The sequence below is a fragment of the Micromonospora sp. LOL_024 genome (genome assembly GCF_048060415.1).
GTDB lineage: Bacteria > Actinomycetota > Actinomycetes > Mycobacteriales > Micromonosporaceae > Micromonospora.
The window spans coordinates 1-3,338 of the sequence record NZ_JBHMIS010000091.1 but is presented as its reverse complement, the minus strand read 5'-3'; the positions used below and the strand labels follow the sequence as shown (position 1 = coordinate 3,338).

The following is a 3,338-nucleotide window of genomic DNA, read 5'->3' as shown; positions in this document are numbered from 1 at the left end:
ATCCACCCCAACCGGTCACAACCCGACCAGCCGCACGACCCCGGAACTTGCAAAGGCCCTGTCTGTCTGCCCGGTGTTCCGGCTTGTGACACCGAAGGGGCTGATTCGGGTCAGTGTGCCGTGGAGGGTGGGCGGGTTTTCACCATCGTCCGGTCTGTTCGGTGGTGTGTATCGAGACGGCGAGGAGAGTGGTGTCGCTCGTGATGGCGTGCGCGTCGAGCGCGGCGTCGGCGAACTTGATGGCGTGCGGGCCGGCGGAGTCGACCGCGTGCTGCATGGCCTCGGCGGGGTTTACATCGGGTGTGGTCGGCAGGGCGTGGCGTCCGGTCGCTGGGGCGTACGCGGCGGTGACGGCCGCCGTGGCGGCCCAGGCGGCGGCGAGGCTGGCCGCCCAGAGCGCCCGATGTATGGCGGGCAGGATGCGCAGGACCGCGTTGGGTGCGGTGGCAGCGTGCACCAGCATGACCGGATTGGCGTACCCGTGGGTGCTGTGCCGGAGGACCGCCGCGTCCACGATGCCGGCTAGGCGGGCCGGCACGTCGTCCTCATCGGCGGCGGTGTTTCCGACGCGTTCTTCGCCGCGCGGCACCGCGCCGGCCACCGCCGGCCAGCCGGGAAGGTCGGCGAGGTGGGCACGGCGAGACCGGATGCCGAAGCGCTGGTCGGGTATGCGCGGCACCGCGTCGAGCGCGGTTCGTGGATCGGTGGCCAGGTAAGGTCCGGCACCGGGTGGCGCGAAGGGCTGCCAGCGGGCCGCCCAGTAGGCCAGTCCCTGGCCGAGTTCGGTAACGCGGGGTGCGGTCTCCTGGTCCAGCAGTGCGCGCACCGCGTGACCGACCCGGATCAAGCCGTGGGTGGCGCCGGCGGCGATGCCGGGCAGCAGGCGTGGCCACCATCGGGAGAGCACCTGCTGCCAGGGCTCAGCGACCAGTTCACGGTCGAAGTAGTCAAGCCAGTCACCGGTGCGCACCGGGTCGCCAAGCGGGTCTCGCCACTCGTCGGCGGCGATGGACGCGATTCCCCGTGGTCGTTCCTCCAGCCGGTCGGCGTACCCGTCCAACCACCGGTGCACGGCCTCGCCGTGGCCGTGTCGGGCAAGCGCCTCGATGGCCATGGGCGCGTGGTTGGACAGCCGTCCGGTTGACTGGCGGCGACGGCGCAAGATTTAACTGGAATTGTGCATTTGCCCACTACTGCTAAACCCGGGATTTGTGGCAAACTTTGACGTATGGAGAGCCCCACTGAGCAGGAAGTGCTGACCGCCGCGTTCGACCAGCTCGCTGAGCTGATCACGGACGACGACATGAAGGTCAACCGCCGGGCCTTCGAGGCCGGCGACGCGGGACACGACGCCATGTGGGAGATCCAGGCGGCGAACTACCACTGCACGCTCATCGTCCAGGCGTTCAGACGCTTCATCCCGCGCGACGTTGACCGTGTGCTAGGCGGAAACCACCGGCTCATGCGCCGGGTCGTCCGAGAACCGATCGTCGTCGTCGCGCCCTGGCTGAGCCCGCGTTCAAGGGAAGTGCTCCGCGAGCGCGACATCAACTACATCGACCTCACCGGCAATGTGCTAGTCCGGATCCCGCGGCCAACGATTCACATCAGGCTCGACGGCGCCCAGCAGGACCCGAACCCGCCGGCGAAGCCGCCCGTCCGGCTCAAAGGCCCCGGCAGCAACGCTCTGGTACGCGTGCTCACCGACTTCGCACCGCCGTACCGGCTCGTGGATCTCGCCGCAGCCAGCGGCCTCAGCAACGCGTACGTCTCGCGCACCCTGAACGCACTCATCGACGACCGCCTGATCGAACGCGACCCGCGCAGCAAGGCCGTCACCCGCGTCGACTGGCGAGAACTGCTACGCGCCCGAGCCCAGCACTACAACCTGCTCAAGAACAACCGCAGCCAGACCTACATCGCACGAACCGGCATACCATCGCTACTGCGGAGGCTCAGCAACGACGACCAGGCCGTCATCACCGGCAGCTACGCCGCAAACCAGTACGTACAGATTGCCGCCCCGACGCAGCTCGCCCTCTACGTTCCCGACATCGCCGCGACCGCCTCCCGATTCGAGCTCATGCCCACCCAACAGGGCGCCAACATCATCCTGCTCACCGCGGCCGACGCATCCCAGCTGGCCCGTGCCCGCATGGCCGAAGACGGCATATTCCACGTTGGACTCTCGCAGCTCGTCCTGGACTGCTTGGCGGGCAACGGCCGTCTCCCAGAGGAGGGCGAGGCACTGCTGGACTGGATGGCGGGCGACCTCGCGGCCTGGCGCCAGGACCATCTGCCCCAGCCGATGTAGCGTCGGCGGGTGACCGACTCCGATCCCCTCGTGTACGTGGCCGCCCGCCGCGTCCTTCTCAACGCCCTGGACGCTCTCGGCGAGCACCGCGCCGCCGTTGTACTGGTGGGTGCGCAGGCCATCTACCTGCAGGCGGGCGAAGCGGACCTGGAGGTCAGCGTCGCCCCGTTCACCGCCGACGCTGACCTGAGCATCAACCCGGCCAGGCTCGGCCCCGACCCGCGCATCGCCGAAGCGATGACCGAAGCAGGCTTCACTCTCAAGGTGAAGGCCGACAACGGCGGCATCGAACCGGGCACGTGGCTGGCACCCGCAAAGATCGAAAAGAGACCGTGTTCGTCCCCGTCGACCTCCTCGTTCCCGAAGCGCTCGCACCCGGACGAGGCAAACGCGACGCCCGGCTGCCCGACCACGGAAAGAACGCCACCCGCTGGACGCCAGGACTCGAAGCGACCATCGTCGACAACACCGAGATGACGGTCAGCAGCCTCGAACCAGACCTCGACACCCGGCAAGCCACGATCAGCGTGGCGGGCCCCGCAGCCCTCCTCGTCGCCAAGAGCCACAAGATCGCAGACCGGCTCACCGACAGCGGCCGCGGGCATCGCGTCAAGCCCAAGGACTGCGCCGATGTCATCCGGCTCATGCGAGCCCCCACACCGCCAGAGGCCGTCGGCACCCATCTGGCCGAACTTGCCAAGCATCCCATCTGTGGCACCAGCGTCGCCGCAGGTGTCGCCAGCTTGGTCGCGCAGTTCGGCGGGCCGAGCAGCCCCGGCGTTGATCTCGCAGTCACGGCGCTGGCCGGCGCGCTCCCCGAGGAACTGCTGCGTGGGCTCGCCCCCACCTACGTCGAGACGATGCTCCGCGCCTATCGGAGGCGCTCTTAAGAATCTCGCCAACAAGCACAGATTAGAGCCACCGGCAATAGGTCGGGGATGTGGGCGCAGGGGCCCCGAGTAGCAGGGCCGTTGCGTTCTCGCTCGGCAAGCCGGTGAGCTGGGATGATGCTGGGTGATTGGCC

At 68.5% G+C, this 3,338-nt stretch carries 4 protein-coding genes; 3 read left to right on the top strand and 1 reads right to left on the bottom strand.

Annotation, left to right across the window (positions count from 1 at the left end; genetic code table 11):
- Positions 1-139 precede the first annotated feature (139 nt).
- The gene (locus tag ACFHWY_RS28070; protein WP_416583256.1) at positions 140-1,165 is read right to left on the bottom strand and encodes a questin oxidase family protein; all 1,026 of its coding nucleotides are present in this window, start codon (positions 1,163-1,165) and stop codon (positions 140-142) included.
- A gap of 87 nt (positions 1,166-1,252) precedes the next feature.
- Between ACFHWY_RS28070 and ACFHWY_RS28065 the strand changes: the two genes are divergently transcribed.
- From ACFHWY_RS28065 to ACFHWY_RS28055, 3 genes are read left to right on the top strand one after another with little or no spacing between them, the layout of a single operon-like run.
- Positions 1,253-2,314 carry a hypothetical protein gene (locus ACFHWY_RS28065; protein ID WP_416583255.1) on the top strand — a complete coding sequence of 354 codons (1,062 nt, stop codon included), beginning with the start codon at positions 1,253-1,255 and terminating at the stop codon, positions 2,312-2,314.
- Between the two features lie 36 nt (positions 2,315-2,350).
- Positions 2,351-2,791, top strand: coding sequence for a hypothetical protein (locus tag ACFHWY_RS28060; protein ID WP_416583254.1), 441 nt, complete (start codon positions 2,351-2,353; stop codon positions 2,789-2,791).
- The gene (locus tag ACFHWY_RS28055) at positions 2,788-3,204 is read left to right on the top strand and encodes a hypothetical protein (RefSeq protein ID WP_416583253.1); all 417 of its coding nucleotides are present in this window, start codon (positions 2,788-2,790) and stop codon (positions 3,202-3,204) included. The genes ACFHWY_RS28060 and ACFHWY_RS28055 overlap by 4 nt, the downstream gene beginning before the upstream one ends.
- Positions 3,205-3,338 lie beyond the last annotated feature (134 nt).

Coding starts and splice junctions, on each gene's coding strand:
- ACFHWY_RS28055 (WP_416583253.1), top strand. CDS start 2,788: ATGACGGTCAGCAGCCTCGAACCAGACCTCGACACCCGGCAAGCCACG.